The sequence below is a fragment of the Microvirga sp. KLBC 81 genome, from assembly GCF_003075415.1.
In the GTDB taxonomy this organism is placed as follows: Bacteria; Pseudomonadota; Alphaproteobacteria; order Rhizobiales; family Beijerinckiaceae; genus Microvirga.
Genome location: NZ_QDAH01000062.1, coordinates 1 through 17,336, shown reverse-complemented (window position 1 = coordinate 17,336; position 17,336 = coordinate 1). Strand labels below are relative to the sequence as shown.

Annotated in this window: 9 protein-coding genes and 8 pseudogenes; 9 read left to right on the top strand and 8 right to left on the bottom strand. The window is 58.9% G+C overall.

What is annotated here, in order from left to right; genetic code table 11:
• Positions 1-166: 166 nt before the first annotated feature.
• From DC522_RS25305 to DC522_RS25295, 3 genes and pseudogenes are all read right to left on the bottom strand, one after another.
• Positions 167-2,014, bottom strand: a complete 1,848-nt coding sequence (locus DC522_RS25305) for an HrpF/NolX family T3SS translocon protein (RefSeq protein ID WP_116531363.1) — start codon at positions 2,012-2,014, stop codon at positions 167-169.
• A 345-nt stretch (positions 2,015-2,359) separates the two neighbouring features.
• Positions 2,360-3,049, bottom strand: a complete 690-nt coding sequence (locus tag DC522_RS25300) for a secretin N-terminal domain-containing protein (RefSeq protein WP_165820306.1) — start codon at positions 3,047-3,049, stop codon at positions 2,360-2,362.
• Positions 3,050-3,144: 95 nt separating this feature from the next.
• Positions 3,145-3,983: pseudogene (locus DC522_RS25295) on the bottom strand (IS630 family transposase).
• 957 nt (positions 3,984-4,940) lie between these two features.
• On the opposite strand from DC522_RS25295, the gene DC522_RS25290 reads away from it, so the two are divergent.
• The 4 genes and pseudogenes from DC522_RS25290 to DC522_RS36235 form a co-directional block, all read left to right on the top strand.
• Complete coding sequence (locus tag DC522_RS25290) at positions 4,941-6,233, top strand: sulfotransferase (protein ID WP_116531362.1); 1,293 nt, start codon at positions 4,941-4,943, stop codon at positions 6,231-6,233.
• A gap of 663 nt (positions 6,234-6,896) precedes the next feature.
• Entirely contained in the window at positions 6,897-7,796 is a 900-nt protein-coding gene (gene cysD, locus DC522_RS25285; protein WP_116531361.1) for a sulfate adenylyltransferase subunit CysD, read from the top strand.
• Positions 7,796-9,682 carry a sulfate adenylyltransferase subunit CysN gene (gene cysN, locus DC522_RS25280; protein WP_116531360.1) on the top strand — a complete coding sequence of 629 codons (1,887 nt, stop codon included), beginning with the start codon at positions 7,796-7,798 and terminating at the stop codon, positions 9,680-9,682. Before cysD ends, cysN begins: the two co-directional genes overlap by 1 nt.
• Positions 9,683-9,874: 192 nt before the next feature.
• Positions 9,875-10,365 (top strand): annotated as a pseudogene (locus tag DC522_RS36235) (IS6 family transposase); the annotation flags it as partial.
• Between the two features lie 102 nt (positions 10,366-10,467).
• Here DC522_RS36235 and DC522_RS36230 read toward each other — a convergent pair.
• A pseudogene (locus tag DC522_RS36230) lies at positions 10,468-10,941 on the bottom strand (ATP-binding protein).
• Between the two features lie 11 nt (positions 10,942-10,952).
• Complete coding sequence (locus tag DC522_RS25260; RefSeq protein ID WP_116531357.1) at positions 10,953-11,588, bottom strand: calcium-binding protein; 636 nt, start codon at positions 11,586-11,588, stop codon at positions 10,953-10,955.
• A 424-nt stretch (positions 11,589-12,012) separates the two neighbouring features.
• On the opposite strand from DC522_RS25260, the pseudogene DC522_RS37425 reads away from it, so the two are divergent.
• Positions 12,013-12,111 (top strand): annotated as a pseudogene (locus tag DC522_RS37425) (IS6 family transposase); the annotation flags it as partial.
• Positions 12,112-12,319: 208 nt separating this feature from the next.
• Positions 12,320-12,899 (top strand): annotated as a pseudogene (locus DC522_RS37420) (DUF4337 domain-containing protein).
• A 138-nt stretch (positions 12,900-13,037) separates the two neighbouring features.
• Here DC522_RS37420 and DC522_RS25245 read toward each other — a convergent pair.
• Positions 13,038-13,307 (bottom strand): hypothetical protein, encoded by a 270-nt coding sequence (locus tag DC522_RS25245; RefSeq protein ID WP_116531356.1) that lies wholly within the window; start codon positions 13,305-13,307, stop codon positions 13,038-13,040.
• A gap of 114 nt (positions 13,308-13,421) precedes the next feature.
• Between DC522_RS25245 and DC522_RS25240 the strand changes: the two are divergent.
• A pseudogene (locus tag DC522_RS25240) lies at positions 13,422-14,132 on the top strand (IS6 family transposase).
• A gap of 51 nt (positions 14,133-14,183) precedes the next feature.
• Here DC522_RS25240 and DC522_RS25235 read toward each other — a convergent pair.
• Positions 14,184-14,740, bottom strand: a pseudogene (locus DC522_RS25235) (IS6 family transposase); the annotation flags it as partial.
• A gap of 120 nt (positions 14,741-14,860) precedes the next feature.
• Here DC522_RS25235 and DC522_RS25230 point away from each other — a divergent pair.
• Positions 14,861-15,892: an IS110 family transposase gene (locus tag DC522_RS25230; RefSeq protein WP_116531354.1), complete on the top strand. Its 1,032-nt coding sequence runs from the start codon at positions 14,861-14,863 to the stop codon at positions 15,890-15,892.
• A gap of 412 nt (positions 15,893-16,304) precedes the next feature.
• Here the strand turns inward: DC522_RS25230 and DC522_RS25220 are convergent, their stop codons facing one another.
• Positions 16,305-16,946: a VirK family protein gene (locus DC522_RS25220; protein ID WP_245444511.1), complete on the bottom strand. Its 642-nt coding sequence runs from the start codon at positions 16,944-16,946 to the stop codon at positions 16,305-16,307.
• A 136-nt stretch (positions 16,947-17,082) separates the two neighbouring features.
• Between DC522_RS25220 and DC522_RS25215 the strand changes: the two are divergent.
• Positions 17,083-17,336, top strand: a pseudogene (locus DC522_RS25215) (transposase); the annotation flags it as partial.

The following is a 17,336-nucleotide window of genomic DNA, read 5'->3' as shown; positions in this document are numbered from 1 at the left end:
GGCCAGGAGACAGCGATGAAACAGTTTAGCGAGGTTCATGGCAGAGCGTACCTGAATGTGGCAGCAATTCTTGCGCAACCTGCGGATTGGCGGGATGGGCACCAATCCGCAGGCCGCGCAAGCTCGCCCACCAAGCTACGCTCTCAACTAACGGCGTCCCGCCGACCTAGCTGGGAACGCCCGCGACTTGCGGCTCGGCCTCAATGCGTGCCTTCAGGTGATCTAAGTAGTTTTCCACATGGCGTTGTGCCTCCGAAAGCGGCAGGTTTACGGCGGCCTCTACGGCGTGCTCCATCACCGTCTTCACCAGCCCCTCGCGTATCGCGAGTTTGACCTCGGGGCCGGCGATATTGCCCACCAGCTGGGCCGCGAGATTGAGGCCTGCTAGCTTCAGCGCCTGCTTCATATCGCCTCCGCTGATGGCGGTGTGCACAAGATTCGCCGCTTGCGCCCCAAGCTGGAGCACCTCTGATCCGAGACTAGCCAATTGGCCCAGGCCCGGAATGAAGCTGAGCAAGCCCACCGCCGTGGAGGCCCAGTCAAGCACATTCGAGCCCACCTTGAGCACGCCGTCGAGCGCGTGCATGAGGGCCCCGCCGTTCTTTTTCGCAGATTTGATACTGGGCTGGTCCGCCGCCCCCATCATCATGTCCGCAACAGCGTCCTGATCGGCGGCGGTTTTGGCGACATGAGTCTTCGTCTGCTGAACGGTGCGGTTCGCAGTGGACATGTTGCTGTAGAAGTGCGTGAAGTCGCTGTTGCTGACGTTGCCGGAATCAACCGTATGGCCACCGCCGAAGGCGAGGAAACTGTGGTCGGTCTTGTAGCCCGTGATCGAATTGTTTAATAGCCCAAACAACAGAGGATCCGAGAGCAGCTGCGACGCCGCCTGTTGCACCTTCGGATCGAGACTCTTGTCGTCGGCCATCCTCGCCAGCTTGTCCCGGGTCAGGTCACCGTCCCCGAAGAAGGCGCCCTGATTGCGGTTAATCGTCTCGAGCGTATTCAACTCGGTTCGCGTGAGGCTCATCGACGATGAAGCGACTTGCAGGAAGTCCTCCTTGTGAACTTTATCGATCGCGCCACCGTACAACTGCTTCCAGGCATCCGGGTGGTTGAGGAAATATTGAGCCGCCGCAATGACCTGGGGCGGGCATTTGCCGGTTTTCGCTTGGCCGTCGACGACCTGCTTGAAGTCAGCCAGGCTCAGGTTCTTGGGCAGGTAGTCGGAGTACCGGTAAAGCTCGCACAATGCATCGCTCAAGGTCATGGCCGACGGCTGCCCACTTCCAGTGCCATCGGACGGAATGTAGTTCTGCACGTAGCTTTGTGCCTGCCGCTCCTGGAACGCGGCAACTTGTGAGTGATGTTCGGAGAACCCGGACAGATCCTTCGCCGTGATCTTGCCGCCGCAGCGGCCGTCTCCCTGGGAACCGATCGCATAGAAGAGCTCCGGGTCCTGTTGCAATCCTTCGATCGCGGCTCTCAGATCCGGAGGCGTGGAGGGATCATTCAACTTGGCTGCCAGCGAGTCCCAACTGAGCGGGCATTGGTCCTTGTGACGGTTCAGCACTGCTACGATCTGCAACTCGGCGTCGGTCAGCGTGCCGCCGTTCCACGTGATCCTCGAGCTTGGTACGGGGGCCGGTGCGACGGCAGGGAAATCTGTCGCACAGGAGGGCTGCGGGGCATGATCCAATGATTCGATTGCCGCCTTCAGATGAGCCGGCAGCAGATCCAGCGGGTGCTGCTTAGATTCTTTCATCGATGCCTCCGGTTCCGGCGGCGGCAGACCCTGTGGCGTAGAGGGGGCGCTGGTGCTGTCTGCCACCGGGCGGGCGCTGTTGTCTCCCAACGAGTAACTGGACAACATCCCGTCGAAGATTGAAAACATTCCTTGCCGAGACTGGCCGCACGTCTGTGCAGAAGGTCCGAGCGCCGACCCGACCGCGAGAACAAACGCGGATCCAGGTGGATTCAAGATGGTAGATAGCGGAAGGTTGTTGAGCGACATTGTGCATCCTCGAATGTAAGACTGAAGACCGCCGCAAGTGCGTCATGTGGCGCCGCTGTGTTCGCGACGAACCATGCGCAAGAAGCGACGGACGTGCTGACGAAGCGCGAGCGCCGCTGGTCGTTCCGTCAGAAGTGCCAGCCGCCACGCTTTGGGTTATTCCGCGCGTCGGCCCTGTCGACGTGCATGTCCGTTACGGTCGACAGGCGGCATCGCAGTCCGGACAACCGCGCTCTCATGCTAGAAGGGCCAGCTGTCGAGAAGCTGACGGTTGTCAGGAGAATGCACAATGAGCCAATGGAGACCGCAACGATTACGCCTGGGAGGTACGGCGCCAGCGCAATGTCAGCGCTGGCCTCGCCCAGGCTCGCGTATGACGCTGTCCTGGTGCGGCACGTCGGAAGAATGCGACCCTTCCGGCCGTCCATCGCGAACGACCACGGTCGAGGAGCCGCGAAACAACATCAGCACCGGTTCCCGCTGTGGTGTCTCGACGGCGCGTGGCTGCGCCTGCGCCACCAGACCGTTGAGCGTCTGCTCCACGAGTGCGATGAAGCGTGGTGGACCGGACACCAGGACGATATCATCGCCCGGTGTTGGTCTCACGATATAGCGCTCATCGGAGATGTTGAGTGCATCGAGGGCCGCCTTCAATGCATCGAAGCTGATCGGACTCAACGCAAGCAGGCGGCTTTGCGCTTCTTTAGCAGCCGATACATAAAGCACCAGTCCATCATAGTACCATTGAAGATTATAGATGGTGGTTAAATGGTTGAGGAACTCGAGCGGCGGCAGATCAGGCAGGCGTCCGCGAATCCGCCCCTTCACCTCGGCGCTGATGTTGACTTTAATATTGAGGTTATTGCCGAATTCTTGCAGCGCGGCGGAGAGGTCCTGATCGAGAATCGTATAGCTATACGGTATCGAAGGCAGCAACAGAAATGCGCCAGCCGCCCTAGGAATTCCGGTGGGAACGAAAACTGCGACACACAGAACTCGTTTCAAAAGGTCTAGCATCGTCGATCGGATGAGCATACCCGGTCCCTTCGGGCTGAGAACAAGCGCTGAAATTCGCCCTAACTTATAAGCCGAACTTGGCGATTTATTGATCCGGCCTGGGAGATCTTGAACTACGCGGCATAGCGGAATGGCTGATGCCTGAAGTAGCGCCGGATCCGTTCGGGAAGCTTTGTCATCCGGCGCATGTGGCTGATGACAGTGCGCTTGAGTTCGGGCTTGCTGCGGGCCGGCGGCTTGCGGATTGCGGCGTACTTCAGGTCGGCATCCAGACCCTCGTACGGATTGAGCTCGGGGCTGTAAGCAGGCAAGTGGAAGACCTCGATCGGCGCCTTGCGCTCGGCCAACCAGTCCCGCGCCGCCCGAGCCCGATGGACGGGCAGGTTGTCCCAGAGCAGGAACACCTTGGCGCTGGCCTCTTGGATGAGCCGGCCGGGAAAGTGGATCAGGCGCGGGGCCTTGAGCGCACCCTCGAGCACCATCCAGCGCAATTCGCTCGTGTTGGTCAGAGCCGAGATCAGACCCAGCCTCGCGCGCTTGTGGCAGGGGCGCATTACAGGTGTCACGCCTCTGGGGGCGAAGCTGCGGCCGCGCCCATCGGCGGAGCGCAAGCCGGTCTCGTCACCCCAGAAGATCGTGCGCTTCTCCCCTCTGGCTTGCGCCACGATGGCTGAGTCGTCCTGCCGTAGCCAGCGCCGCACCCCTTCGGCGGCTGCTCGCAGGCCCGTCTGAGCGGCTTCTGGGCCGTGAAGCCCCAACGCGCCAGATCGGTGCCAGCGGTGCGCCCCTGTTCGGCAAAATGGCGGCAGATATTGAACACGCCTGTCCGGGTCAAGCCCACCTGCGCGGCAATGGCATCATAAGTCAGGCCACTCTCACGTAGTCCGACTACTTGCCGCCGACGCTCCGCTTGTGCTGCTGCTGGCCGCTTGCGCATGTCGATATGGCTCATCCCACCAAACTGGATCGGTGAGCCATGGATTTCAAGATTACCCAAGCCGGATCGATAAATGACTTGGCGGCTGCGTCAGCGGCAGCTTTGTCCATCTAGTCTCAAGTTGACGTACCCCACCTGCTCATCCAGGATTGTGGCCACGGCCGCCGCACTGCTCATTCGCGTTCCTCCTCTTCTCGGTCAGTTTGGCATTGTATCCATAGCGCAGATGAATGCCATCCAAACAATCGATTTTACCTGTTCTCCGAACGACCGATAGTGAACACCAGATTTGAGACATAGGGCTCGGGCATACCAGAATGGCTATTGATCTTCACCCTGCCCTGGAGAAAGCTTCCCAGCTGTATGCCGAGCATCAACCGAGGCGCATGTCAATTGCGACAATGTTGTCCGGCCCGCGCAAACTATATCGCGTCGGCTCGACACGACAGACGTCCCCGCACGCTGCATAGCCGCTTGCTACCTATAAACCCTCGTATAGCATTCCTAAACCTTTCTATATCGGCCGCTTACCTCGGTACAATTGTGTTAACACTCAATCTCACCTTAACTTCGCGAGCAGTTGGATGCTGCCGATTGCAGGCGGCAGATGCTCCTGAAATACGGCAAATGGATAGAACTTCATCGCAGTCAGATTATATGGAATTCGAAGGCAAAGTCTTTCGTTACCAGGTGCTGATGGCACATACACTCGAAGCAACCCGCTCAGTTCCTCAACCTGACCAAACGAGCAGTCTATGGAAGCTTGCTACAACGAGAGATATCCCGGGGCATGCGCCATACAGGGCAAACCCGAGGCTCGCCCTTCGCCAGCTATGCTACGCGATGCACAAGGATAAAGCGCTGCCACATGCAAAACCTGAGACTGCCCGGTATGAAGTGCCCGTCGTGGACGACCAGTCAGCTGTCGACTCTAAGGCAGCTCGCTCCGTCATCGCATGAAGGCATTGAATCATGAGCCCGGATGTTTGCCATTCGCCTGCGGTCTGCTTTCTCCTTGGCCTTCCCCGGTCGGGGACGACGCTTCTGACGCATTTGCTCCAGCAGCATCCGGATATTGTGGCCCCGCCCGAGCCATGGTTAATGCTGGCGCTTGAGGCGTTTGGCATGGTGGATCAGCGCCACCCAGCGGGGGCGTCATTGATTCAGGCCGCGATCTCAGAATTCTTGAGCCGAATAGATCGCACTATTGTCAGCCGCGCCTTTGCCGATGCGGTCTACGGCCAATATTTGGCAGCTGCGGGCAAACGCATCTTCATAGACAAAACTCCGCGATATTGGATGGTGCTCGATTTTTTGGATTCCCTCTATCCAGAAGCGCCGCGAATCATTCTAATACGTAATCCCTATGCCATCGCTGCATCAATGAAATCAACGTGGGGTATCCCTCTCCTGTCGGCGAGCTGCCCGTCCGCCATCGCGTCGTGTCTCGCCGATCTTTTTTTGGGCCTGCCTACGCCCGCCATCGCGTCCTGTTTTGCCGACCTTGTTCTTGGCCTGCCTACGCTTGCCGCACACTGCGGCCGCCGTCATACGCAAATCGTTCACTACGAACAGCTCGTGGCGCGCCCCGACGAGGAAATTCGGCGCGTCATTGCCGGACTCGGCTACGACCCCACGTGCACCGCACTGGCGACGGTGGAGCAAACGGATTATCTCAGCTCGGCTAGCTTCGGGGACCGGAAGATCCGAGAGAAAAAGGAAATCGATGAATGCTCGGTCCGAACTTGGCAAACCGAACTGAGTGTCGAAGAGATGCAAGTAGTGACGGATCTAATCGGCGCGGAGCTTTTGATGGAGCTCGGTTATGAGGCGGAGCTTCGGTACGCCCAGCAAGCCGGGGTCGTGGATAGGGGCCGTGCAACAACCGAAGGTTATCGTCAATTGTTTCGAGCCTGCTCGGACTTGCGCGGCGGCACCGGACGAGCATCGTTCAGCATCTCCGCTGACGGGGGCGACCTAAATAGCGTTGTTCAGCAAGCTGAAGAAAACTCCGCCTTTGCTTCCCTTCACTCCATAGTTCGGGAGGCGCAACGTCTAGCCGAGCCTAAGATGGAGGAGAATCTGCGGCTGGTGCATTCGGTGGCGGCTCAGCTAGAGCAGGTGCTCACGGCTCCCAATGCCGATCGACCCGCGCGGCAAGACACAACTAGTGTTCGCGATGCGACCATCGATACGTTGCGGGCGATGTCGCCCGGCTCAAGTAGATCCTCGTCACTTCGGACGTCGAGCGAGCCGCAGGTCTAATTATCTTGGAGAATCAGGAACGTGAAATTAGACAAACATGAACTGAAAATTGCGGCGTTGGAGGCATGGAGGGAAAAATCTACCAAAGCTATCTACGGAACTCAAGAACAACTACTAAGATTGGCTAGCTGTCGTGGCGATTCTCTTGATATCTCGTGCACGAATTCCGGACAGCGTGCGTCATACACCATTCGCAAGCACCCGTCGGCCTTCAAAGTAATCGGCTTGGCCGCCACCACAACAAATGGTCGAAGCGCTCAGTGACCTTGAGACTTGATCGAGCAGGCCGATGCGAGTTCGCGTAGTCCAACGAATAAACGCCGGGCAGCGAGCTTCAGTTCGAGCGCCAAACTGAGGCCGTTCAGGCGCCGCAGTTCCAGAGCATGAGAGCATCGATCTGAGAGATCGGGTAGCCCTGCCCAGTTTGTTCGAGAGCTTGCATAAGCAAGGTGTGTGGATGATGGACCGATGTCACTCCCCGATCATACAATCCTTTCCCTGCTGCGATCACGCGCGATAGCTCCGCTCGGAACCGACCGAAAGCCTCTCAACCGCAGCCGTGGTAACCTCGAGTGTACTGACACGTAACGCGATTCTACGGCCGGGGGGTGCTCTGCCGACTACATCTAACGAATAGAGATTACTGTATCAAAGAAGAACTATATGCTGCCGAAACATCTGCGCCGCCTCGAAGCTGAATCTATCGAAATCATGCGTGACGTAGTCGCTGAGTTCAAGCGGCCGGTTATGCTCTATTCGGTCGGCAAAGACTCGAGTGTCATGCTGCACATTGCAATCAAGGCCTTCTATCCCGCGAAGTTACCTTTCCCTCTGCTTCATGTCGACACGACGTGGAAGTTTCGCGAGATGATCACTTTCCGGGATGAGACAGCCAAGCGGCTCGGCGCCACCCTGATCGTGCACGTGAACAAGGAAGGAATCGAGCGCGGGATCAACCCGATCGATTCCGGCTCAGTTCTTCATACGCAGGTGATGAAAACTGACGCGCTGAAGCAGGCGCTCGATCTATATCAATTCGACGCCGCGCTCGGCGGAGCGCGACGTGATGAGGAAAAGAGCCGCGCGAAAGAACGGATCTTCTCCTTCCGTTCGGCCGGACACGTGTGGGACCCCCGCAACCAGCGACCGGAGTTCTGGAACCTCTTCAATACCCGGATCGGCCCGGGCGAAACTATGCGTGTGTTCGCGCTATCGAACTGGACCGAGCTCGACATTTGGGAATACATCATGCTCGAGACGATCCCGGTTGTCCCGCTCTACTTCGCAAAACTAAGACCCGTAGTCCGGCGAAGCGGCGCAATGATCATGGTCGACGACAACCGCTTGCCGCTAAGGTCCAACGAGACGCCAGAGATGCGAATGATCCGTTTCCGCACGTTGGGATGCTATCCCTTGAGTGGCGCTGTCGACTCCGATGCAACCACCGTCGAGGACATCGTCGCAGAAATGCAGACCGCGAAGGTATCGGAGCGCCACGGTCGCCTGATAGATAGCGATGACGTCGCTTCGATGGAGAAGAAGAAGCGGGAAGGATACTTCTGATGGATCCCAGAGCGACAACGAAGCCCGGCCAAGCCAGAACGAAGGACCAGCTGCGGTTCATGACCTGCGGTTCGGTTGACGACGGAAAGTCGACGCTGATCGGCCGGCTGCTTTATGATAGCAAGGTCATCTACGAGGATCAGCTCACGGAATTGGCGCGAGACAGTGCCAAGCACGGCGCGTCCGACAATGACATCGATTTTGCGCTGCTAGTCGATGGCCTTGAAGCGGAACGGGAGCAAGCCATCACGATCGATGTGGCCTACCGCTTTTTTTCCACTATGCGCCGCTCGTTCATGGTCGCCGACACGCCCGGCCACGAGCAGTACACCCGCAACATGGCGGCCGGTGCTTCGAATGCCCAGCTTGCGATCGTGCTGATAGATGCTCGCAAGGGTGTGCTGGTCCAGACCAAGCGTCACTCCTATATCTGCTCGCTCCTCGGTATTCGCCACGTTGTGCTGGCAGTGAACAAGATCGACCTCGTCAACTACAAGAAGGAAACTTTTGATCGGATTGTCGACGACTACGTGGCCTTTGCAGCTGGTCTTGGCTTCACGTCGATCGTTCCGATCCCGATCTCCGCACGTCATGGCGACAACATCATTAACCGCTCCGGCAATACACAGTGGTATCAGGGGCCATGCCTTCTCCATTATTTGGAGACCATCGATATTCAGTCCGAAGCCGCGAGCCAGACTTTCCGCTTCCCGGTCCAGTGGGTGAACCGGGCCAACCTGGACTTTCGCGGCTACGCTGGGCTGGTGACTTCCGGGAGCATCTCAGCAGGAGACGAAATCGTCGTCGCGACGTCTGGACAGACCGCGCGCGTCAAGAGGATCGTGACCCAGGACGGCGATCTTCCCCGCGCCGAGGCCGGTGATGCCGTAGCCATCACTCTCGAAGGCGAGATCGATATTGGTCGTGGCGATCTTCTGGCGCGTCCGACCGAGCGGCCGGAGGTCGCCGACCAATTCGCCGCCTATCTGATCTGGACAGACCACAACCCGCTCGTTGCTGGACGCAATTACATCCTGCGCATTGGAACACGGACCGTACCCGGTAGCATTACCGCAATCAAGCACCGGATCGACGTCAACACACGTGAGCATCTGGCAGCCAAGACGCTTCGCCTCAATGAGATCGGCTTCTGCAATTTCGCGACCGCACTGCCCACGGCTTTTGATCCTTACGAGGTCAATCGCAAGACCGGATCATTCATCGTCATCGACCGCTATACCAATCGCACGCTCGGCGCCGGTATGATCGCGTTTCCACTTCGACGGGCTACCAATATCGCTTGGCAACCGCTTTCAATCGGCAAGACTGAGCGCGCCGCGCAGAAGAACCAGAAGCCTTGCATCGTCTGGTTCACCGGCCTATCCGGCGCGGGCAAGTCGACGATTGCCAACATCGTCGATCAAAAGCTGTTCGCAATGTCATGCCACGCCACGCTGCTGGATGGTGACAACGTGCGACACGGATTAAATCGGGACCTCGGCTTCGCCGAGGCCGACCGTGTGGAGAATATTCGGCGCGTCGGCGAGCTTGCCAAGTTGATGGTTGACAGTGGGTTGATCGTGATTTGCTCGTTCATTTCACCCTACAGGGCCGAGCGTGACATGGTGCGCAAGCTGGTTGCTAAGGAGGAGTTCATCGAAGTCTTCGTCAACACGCCCATCGAAGAGTGCGCGCGGCGCGATCCCAAGGGTCTCTATTCGAAGGTGAAGTCCGGCAAGATCAGGAACTTCACCGGCATTGATGCGCCCTATGAAACACCGATAACACCTGAAATTCATCTCAAAACCGTGAGTCACACGCCCGAGCAACTTGCGGAAGCTGTCGTGGATGTCTTAATAGAGCGCGCAATTGTCCACGGTCGATAGCATTTCTCGAATTTGCTATCTCGTCGGAATGCTCGGGTCGATAAGGCAGAGCTGCTTTCGCCGCAATAGGACGAGGGCCTAATGTTCTGTCGCAAACCTTGATTAGAGCTGGGGAGATGGAGCCGACTGTCGCTTCACGTCATGGCATCATCACCTTAATGAAATGGATCGGGTGTCGCCATATAAGAGGGTATGAAGAAGCCCCCACAGTCTTTCTATACCCGCCACCGTTTTCCTGCTGAAGTAGTCAGTCTCGCGGTCTGGCTCTACTTCCGCCTTCCGTTGAGCCTTCGAATGGTCGAGAAAATGCTCGCTGCCCGCGGGATCGAGGTCAGCTATGAGACGGTATGTCGCTGGGCCGAGAAGTTTGGTCGAGCGTATGCCAACTGCCGCGGCCGACGCCCCCTCGAACCCAGTGATCGATGGCACCTCGATGAGGTCGTGATTGCCATTGCCGGAAAGAGGCTCTGACTCTGGCGGGCTGTGGATCAAGACGGCTTTGTTCTCGATGTCCTGGTCCAGAGCCGCCGCGGCCGAGCCGCTGCCCAGCGCCTGCTGCGCAGAGTTTTGAAGAAGAATGCCATGGCCCCACGCGTTGTGATCACCGATAAGCTTGGGTCGTACGGCGCGGCTCGCCCGACACGGGCTTGGGCATCGAGCATCGGCAGAACAAAGGTTTCTCTATTTGGCCGGTTTTAGTCGAGTGCTTTCGGGCTGTTCCGCTTCACGGCCGTCAAGCGATGCCCAGATTTACGAGATAAAGCGACATCCAGGTTTACGACCGCTCAGGCGTGCGCCCGCTGGAGTGCTTCCTCCAGATCCCGCAGGCGATAGCTGCGCCCCTTGATGTTGAGAACATGCGCCCGGTGCAGCAGACGATTGAGGATGGCTGTGGCCAGCTCCTCATCGCGGGCGAGCAGTTAGGTCCACTCCCGGATGCTCTTGTTCGTCGTAATTAGGATCGCGCCGCGCGCCATAGTGGTAGGTCACCAGCCGGAAGAACAAGCTCGCTCCTCCCGGGTCATGGGCTCGAAGCCGAGTTCGTCCACAATCAACAGCGCCATGTTCATGTAGCGGCGCCGTTTCAGCTGCGCGGGCGGCAGGCCGGCATCGACCTTCAGCGCCGTCATCAGTTCATCAAAACGGTAGTACAGGACTGAGAACCCCATCTCAACCGCCCGCGTCTCGAGCGCCACCGAGAGATGATCTTGTACCAAGGGGGCGCACGGCTCGGGAAGAGTGCCACGGCCGAGAGCCATAGCGCTCGATGCTAGATTAAGAAATAATCCTTCGGGTGCTTGTGAACGGCGTCAGCACTGACATTGACGAGCGTGATCGTATTACCCTGTCCGAGGTCAACGACCGCGTCCCGGCCAACCTGATGGACGCGATTGGCAAGATCCTTAACCGTCTGAATATCAGTGCCATTGATCCCTTTCGAGATCGCCAGGATGTCCTGCCCCACCTTGAAGTCCTTCACGGTATCTTTGCCGCTCTTGCTTGTGCTTGTAAAGGTGAACATGTCATCGCCCGCACCGCCCCACAGTTCGTCGTTGCCGGCACCGCCGAACAGCTCATCGCCGCCCTCATCGCCGAACAGGAGATCGTTGCCGTCATGGCCGTACAGAGCATCGTCACCCGCACCGCCGAACAGTTGATCGGCGCCCACATTGCCGAACAGAAGATCATCGCCCTCATGGCCGTACAGAACATCGTCGCCCGGACCACCAATGATCGTGTCGGGCCCGGGGCCGCCGTTGAGAGTGTCGTTGCCCGGACCACCGGAGAGCCAGTCGAGTCCGGAGCCGCTGTAGATCAGATCGTTCCCGCCCTGGCCGCGGATCAAGTCCCCATCGGGCGTCCCATGCAAGTGATCTTTGAAGTCTCTGCCGCTGATTAGTGCCACGTCTTTCTCCTGTGTTGTGTCTGCTAGGCGGGCACGGACGGGATCGCGCCCTGGCTGCCGAACATACACATCCGATCTGACGCAAACCTGACTTGCACACCCAGCCAAAACGGATGCGATAGGTCGTCTAATGGCGGACCGTTTTGCAAGTGGTTTTTCAACGAACTCATCGGCTCGACACGGGATCAGGGTCGCGGGTATGTCGATGGGATGACCTGGGCGTCACTGGCTGATCTTGGGTATAAGATGGGGCAGGATCCGAGAACTTACCCCGATTACTTCGTCGAGTGATGATCGATGGAGCAAGTTCCATCCCCTGGTTACTCTGGCTGGTGTCGTCGAGTTGACGAATTGAGGTCGGAAGGCCTGCTCTGCATAGGCGAGTCAGGAGCCGTTCGCAACGTCGGTCACCGTGGCCCAAGTCATGGCCTTACGCTGGGACCTGCAGTTCTCGATCAGCGATCGCGATCTCGAGCGCATGCTCTCTGAGCGCGGCGTGCAAGTGGACCATACGACCCTCTTTTGCTGAATCCAGGCCTATGCAGCGGAAGTGGACAAGCGGATCCGTCCGCACATGCGCCACATTGGAATTTATGTTCGGCATCAACTGGATGCCAGATCGCGCTTGCCGCGGTAAGTGGCAGTGAAGCTGGCCGTCCTGCTGCTTTTCCTCAAGAATTCGGGAAAGGGCAGTTGGCGGGCCGACAGTAAATGAGCGAGGGGAAGATCGCATGCACGCGGAAGAAGCCAAGGATCACATCGACGAGGTCCGGGAGCGCGGCGGGACCAAGTACATCGCGCTCCTCATTGCGGGGCTGACCGCCCTCTTGGCCATTGTCGAGATGACGGGCGACAATTCCAGGCTCGAGGCGCTCAAGAGCAATACTGACGCCGCCAGTCTCTGGTCCTTCTACCAGGCCAAAGCGATCCGGCAGACCACCTTGCGCGGAGGCCGAGCGTCTTCAGATCGACATGACGAGCATGCCTCCGGCACGGGCCGAGGCGGCGCAGAAGCAATTGCAGGCCTGGCGCGTCACTATCGACTGCTATGAGTCGGAGCCGTCCACAAATGAGAGCCACAAGGAACTGACCGTGCGTGCCCAGGCGGCTGAGGCGTCGCGCGACCATTCCCCGGCCGCCAATGACAGGCTCGACCTCAGCACCACGGCCCTGCAGATCGCTATTGTTCTTGCCTCCGCCTCTGTCGTGCTCGGAATTGGATGGCTGGCCTGCATCGGTGGCGGGCTCGGGCTGGTTGGACTGGCTTTTGCCCTGATCGGCTGGTTTGCGCCAGCCCTGGTCCACCTGTAGCCGCTTGCCTAAAGGACAGGGCGAGACGAGATCGCCTTTGGTCCTCCGTCAGAGGGCGAGTGGCCTTCTGACGGAGCAGAGCGAGGCATCGCTCGCCCCGAACATGGGGCAGGTGCCGGAACGGTCTCGGGAATGTCGCTATCCGAGGCCGACACTCACCGGGTGCGAAGCGGTAGCCTCCTCGTCGTCCTGAATGTCCTCCTGGTCATCTTGGTCATCCGGGCCGGGTTGGACGTCAGGTTGAACGTCCTCGTCCTCATCATCCTCTTCGACGGCCTGAGCCACTATGATCGGGGCGGTTGCCCGGATCTCGGCCTCATTGAAAGGTTGTGCAGTGCCATTGGCGTACAGACCTCCGGCACTAAGGGCTGTGACTCCTAAAAGGCCGACTATGAGCAGCTTCAGCATGACATCTCCTGAGATTGCAGCATGTCGAGCAATGACCAGGAATGGGACGATTTGATGGTCGATCGGCACCGTCAGGTTAACTTCTGAGTGATGGCATGCTGGCATACACGAAGTATGAACTCGACCCGTTCCTCTCGCTACGCCCGCCACCGCTTTCCTGCGGAAGTGATTAGCCATGCCGTCTGGTTGTACTTCCGGTTTCCCTTGAGCCTGCGCATGATTGAGGAGATGCTGGCTGCCAGAGGCATCGAGGTCAGTCATGAGACGGTGCGCCAGTGGGCCCTGAAGTTCGGGCAGAGCTTTGCCAACCAGATCCGCCGCCATCTGCCGACACCAAGCGACAAATGGCACCTGGATGAGGTCGCGATCAGCATTGCAGGCCGGAAACATGGGCTTTAGCAAGCCGTCGATCAGCACGGCGTCGTGCTCGACATTCTGGTCCAGAGCCGTTGCACCGCCAAAGCCGCCAGGCGTCTGCTGCACAAGCTGCTCAAGAAGCAGGGCGTAACGCCTCGGGTCATGATCACGGACAAACTCGCCAGCTACGGCGCGGCGAAGCGCGAGATCATGCCGGGCGTCGAACATCGGCAGCATCGAGGATTGAACAACCGCGCAGAGAATAGTCATCAGCCAATCCGACGACGCGAACGTATGATGAAGCGCTTCAAATCAGCCGGACGGGCCCAGCGCTTTCTCTTGGTTCACGATCAGGTTGGAAACCTCTTCCGCCGTCCCGCTAACACCAATGTCGCTGATTTTCGCAAGTCCCGAATTCAAGCCTTTACGACTTGGGCCGAGGTGACTGGTCTCGCTGCTGGTTTCTGATACGCCGATCCCGTGAGGCTCTGTGACTTCAGCCCGTTAACCTGACGGTGCCCGCTTGAGTGCCCCGTGGTCCCCTCGATGATATTGTTGCGATATTTTGAGGTGCGGTGTTCGACATCCTTCAACAACAGGCCTTCTCGTTGTAGGCGCCGGATCGCCTTCGGATAGGACGCCGGTTTGTCGGTAGTGATCGATAATGGCGGATAGTCGCTCATCGTCTTCAGCGCTTTGCGCAGGAAGTGATAAGCCGCTCGGGTGTTCCGTCGGTCGGACAGCATGAAATCGATCAGCTGGCCGTCTTTGTCGACCGCACGGAACAGATACTTCCAGCGTCCGCCAACCCGCACATAGGTCTCATCCACCCGCCATGAATCAGATCGATGTTCCTGATATCGGCGGACCCGCTTCTCGATTTCCGGAGCGTAGCGCTGGACCCAACGAAAGATTGTACTTGGGTCGACGTTGACGCCGCGCTCCTGCATCATCTCGGCCATATCGCGGTAGCTGATGCCGTACTTGCAGTACTAGCGCACGCACAGCAGGATGATCTCAACCGGAAAGCGACGGCGCTTGAACAGTGACAACAGGACGGCTCCTCGATTAGCCATCATCCCCTAAACGATCGAGGTTAATGCAACATGGGGTTATTCCGGACCTAGTGCCCTTCGACGGCAAAGTAAGGTCTGATGTGATCAGGCCCAAGCTGGAAGCCAACGGAGAGTATCGCCATGAAGCAGTATGTCGGGTTGGATGTATCGCTCGAGCAGACCGCCGTCTGCATTGTCGACGAGCACGGTAAAGCGCTCTGGCGCGGCAAATGTGCCTCAACGCCCGAGGCCATTGCCGCAGTCGTCCATGCGGGAGCGCCGCATGTGGTGCGGATCGGCCTGGAAAGTGGCCCGTTGTCGACATGGCACTGGCACGAGCTGACAAAGCTTGGTCTACCTGTGATCTGCCTCGATGCTCGTCATGCCAAAGCGGCACTCTCACTCCAGGTGAACAAAACCGATCCCAATGACGCCCTGGGGCTGGCACAGATCGTGCGCACCGGCTGGTATCGCGAAGTTACCGTCAAAAGCTCGGATAGCCAGGTCGTCCGGAGCTTTCTCACCTCGCGTGCTCGCTTGGTCGAGATGCGGGTTGATCTGACCAATCAGATCCGGGGTGTGCTCAAACCATTCGGCCTGGTTGCTGGAAAAGGGGGCGGTCAGCCCTTCATCGATCGTGTTCGGGGGCTGGTGACTGATGGGCCGCTCGAGGATGTCGTGGAGGCGCTCCTGACAGCCCTACAGGCCATCAGCCGGCAAATCGGCATTCTCACACGCCGTCTCATGGCTCTGGCGCGCCAGGATCAAGCGGCTCGGCGGCTCATGACGGCTCCTGGCGTCGGCTCCCTCGTGGCGTTAGCCTATATCAGCGTCATCGATGCGCCGGAGCAGTTCTCGAAGTCCTCGAGCGTGGGCGCTTATCTTGGTCTAACCCCAAGACGCTACCAGTCGGGCGAGATCGACCGGAGCGGGCGGATCTCCAAATGCGGCGATCCGCTCTTGCGAACCTACCTCTTTGAGGCGGCAGGCATTATTCTCAACCGCGTCTCGCGCTGGTCACCGATCAAGGCCTGGGGCGCAAGGCTCACCAGGAAGGTCGGTGGGAAGAAGGCCATGGTGGCGGTCGCCCGTAAGCTGTCGGTGATCCTCCACCGGATGTGGCACGATGGCACTGACTTCCGCTGGTCCAACACGGAGGGGCTGCCGGCATGAGATCGTAGACCAAGAGATCCGCCGACCGGCGGAGTGATGTCCCTTGTCGGGACGAGGCAGCAGCCATCGCGCGGGCACTGTTGCGGCCATGACTTCAGACACAGATGAGGTCGACCGCGGATGCAACATGGCGAGGCTGAGGCTTCCGACCCCATCATGCGGCAGCCCATGCTGACCCCGGAGAGAACCATGCTCCGACAAGTGATATCAGCCAGACGGACAAAGACGCCGCTCCAAGGGCTTGACCCAGATCCCCGGAATAAGAGAACAGAGCCCATGTCCGCCCCCAGCGTGAGCGCAATTTAGATCATGGCGAGGATAGCATCGCCGCGATCGAGACCACGGGCGTCACCGCGTTGCGGACTTGAGCACGATCATCGACCGGCTCAGGCCCTTCGCGCGGTGCGGATGCTTACCAGACGAACTTCGCGCCATCCGGCAGTTCGCAGACAAATTCGCCCTGGTTCACGGCTTCGGCCGCCCCGGCGGCAAGTTTAGAGGCCCGTACTGTGAGCTTGCCTTCGCGGCTGAGGTTGTGCCGAATGTACTCGGTCACCGGGTGTCCCGAGCTGTCCAGGGTTTGATGCGCATTGGCAAAGCTGATGCCGTTCTGGGCGGTCACTCTGAAGGCGCCGATAACCAGCCCACCCTGCACTGCCGGCCCGGGGTTGCCGCCATCGGCAGTGGTACAGCGGTTCAGGTCCAGTATGACCTTCACATTCTTGCCGGCCTGCAGGGCATTGAGCACCTCGGCGTATTTCGGCGAGGGCTCATCCGCCTCGGCGGCCCTGCTCACGCTTGCAGCCAAAAGCAAGGACAACAGGATCGACAGGCGTCTGCCACTGAACTGCTTGTACTGTCTTGCTGCCGATGACGAACTAGCGCGGGGCTCCGGTGCCAAGCGCGTGTCTGCAATCATTTCCGTAAACCTGTGGCTGTCGATCTCAGTTTGCGCGGCACTCGTTGGTGACTGTCTCATTTCTGCGTCGCGTGCGCTCGATCGCGTTTCGACATTGGATGAGCCACTGTTTCGGCTATACATGGCGATGCCCATTCCTTTTGCAAAGTTTTCCGCACTGAGTTCGGTGCTGGTCAGCCCCTGTGGAGGTTGATAGTCCGCCTAGCTGACGACAAGCTGACGCGCAGGCGAGAGCTTGCCGATATAACGGCGCCTTGTCATTTCGGCGCGCAGAAGAAGGATGACGATCCCTGGCGTCGGTCCGATCACAGCAACAGCTCTGGCGGCCTTGGCTCCGGCGGCCGAGACTTTCGACAAGGGGCGGGATTATGCAGCTTGGATGGGGCTCACGCCCAAACAGAAGTCATCTGGCGGGAAGCCCCGGTTGGGCAGGACATCAAAGATGGGGCAGCGCGACCTGCGCCGCCTGCTCATCATCGGCGCCACAGCAGTAGTTCGATGGGCGACCAGACATGGCACGGCTCC

Bases quoted from the DNA above. Each gene is read 5' to 3' on its own strand.
- DC522_RS25305 (WP_116531363.1), bottom strand. From the start codon at position 2,014: ATGTCGCTCAACAACCTTCCGCTATCTACCATCTTGAATCCACCTGGA.
- DC522_RS25300 (WP_165820306.1), bottom strand. From the start codon at position 3,049: ATGCTCATCCGATCGACGATGCTAGACCTTTTGAAACGAGTTCTGTGT.
- DC522_RS25290 (WP_116531362.1), top strand. From the start codon at position 4,941: ATGAGCCCGGATGTTTGCCATTCGCCTGCGGTCTGCTTTCTCCTTGGC.
- cysD (WP_116531361.1), top strand. From the start codon at position 6,897: ATGCTGCCGAAACATCTGCGCCGCCTCGAAGCTGAATCTATCGAAATC.
- cysN (WP_116531360.1), top strand. From the start codon at position 7,796: ATGGATCCCAGAGCGACAACGAAGCCCGGCCAAGCCAGAACGAAGGAC.
- DC522_RS25245 (WP_116531356.1), bottom strand. From the start codon at position 13,307: ATGCTGAAGCTGCTCATAGTCGGCCTTTTAGGAGTCACAGCCCTTAGT.
- DC522_RS25230 (WP_116531354.1), top strand. From the start codon at position 14,861: ATGAAGCAGTATGTCGGGTTGGATGTATCGCTCGAGCAGACCGCCGTC.
- DC522_RS25220 (WP_245444511.1), bottom strand. From the start codon at position 16,946: ATGGGCATCGCCATGTATAGCCGAAACAGTGGCTCATCCAATGTCGAA.